This window comes from bacterium (genome assembly GCA_021108215.1).
Taxonomy (GTDB): domain Bacteria; phylum Oederibacteriota; class JAAXVQ01; order JAAXVQ01; family JAUVAV01; genus JAIORK01.
The window spans coordinates 1-1,521 of record JAIORK010000003.1; the positions used below are offsets into that span (position 1 = coordinate 1).

The 1,521-nt window shown below is 46.2% G+C and carries 1 protein-coding gene; it reads left to right on the plus strand.

The features are described 5' to 3' along the window. Positions 1-223: 223 nt before the first annotated feature. Positions 224-1,521 (plus strand): group II intron reverse transcriptase/maturase (ltrA, locus tag K8S19_00870; protein MCD4812237.1); only part of this gene is annotated, 1,298 nt, incomplete at its 3' end.

Consider the following 1,521-nt stretch of genomic DNA (forward strand, 5'->3'; position numbering starts at 1 on the left):
GGTGGAAAACCGAAATCTCCAGGTTTTTGTCAGCTAGTGCCAGGCAGACGGAAAAGCGAACAAGGTGCACACGGATGGTATGTCCAAACGAAGGCAACGAAGCGCGGACAAAAGGATAACAGGCGTCGGAGCTTCTGATAGTACCTGTGAAGCAGGGGAACCAAGCCGAAGGAACCCAGTGGAGGGAAGCGGAAGTCGGAAAATGGAATCGCTGGAGGGAAACATGACGGATACACAGGAATCCGAGCTAGTGTCAACAAAACAAGAGCGAATATCAGAACTGGCGAAAAGAAACCCGAAGAGGAGCTTTGTGTCACTAGCCCACCACATGGATATGAACTGGTTGAAGGAGGCCTATTATCTTACCCGAAAAGATGGAGCAGTTGGGGTAGATGGTCAAACAGCCAAGGAATATGAAACGAACCTGGAAGAAAATCTGAGATCACTGCTGGAAAGAGCAAAAAGCGGAAAGTACTGCGCACCTCCAGTGCGTCGGGTATATATACCAAAGGGCAAGAACGAAAAGCGTCCGATTGGCATACCGACATTTGAGGATAAGGTGCTCCAGAGGTCAGTAGTAATGAGCATGGAAAGTGTCTATGAGCAGGATTTTCTGGAGTGTTCATATGGATTCCGGCCTGGACGGTCGGCCCATCAGGCAGTATCAGAAATTCAGAAAAGGTTATACACCATGGGCGGTGGCTGGGTGTTAGAGGTAGATATAAGAAAATACTTTGACACAATAGACCAAGGCCAGTTGAGGGAAATACTTCGCCAGCGGATACGCGATGGTGTAATTGTGAGACTAATTGGGAAATGGTTAAAAGCAGGAGTGATGGAAGCAGGTCAGATAACACGTCCTGAAGCAGGAACACCCCAGGGCGGAGTTATATCACCGATGCTGTCAAACATCTACTTGCATGAAGTAATGGACAAATGGTTTGAGAGAGAAGTGAAGCCACGATTGAAAGGTAAGGCATTTGAGGTTCGGTTTGCGGACGACTTCATTCTAGGATTCACGAACGAAGCAGACGTCAAGCGAGTGATGAAAGTGCTGCCAAAACGATTCGAGAAATATGGATTACAGTTGCATCCAGAAAAGACTCGGATAGTAGAATTCAATCATCCGGACAAATCGGATAAACCTGACGGAAGAGGTCATAAAGGATCAGGAACATTTGATTTTCTGGGATTCACACATTACTGGGGACAAACCCAAAAGAAAACGTGGATGGTCAAGCAGAAAACGGCAAAGACCAGACTAAGCCGAGCACTGAAAAGAATAAAGGAATGGTGCAGGAAATGGCGGCACTTGCCGGTAAGTGAACAGCAACAAACACTTAGAAAGAAAATGCTTGGACACTACAGCTATTATGGGATTATCGGCAACAGCAAAAATCTAGGCAAGTTTTACTGGGTGGTAAGAAGAACCTGGAGAAAATGGCTTAGTCGGCGGTCACAGAAAGCAAAATTAAATTGGGAGAAATATCCCCGGCTTTTGACTAGATATCCATTACCATT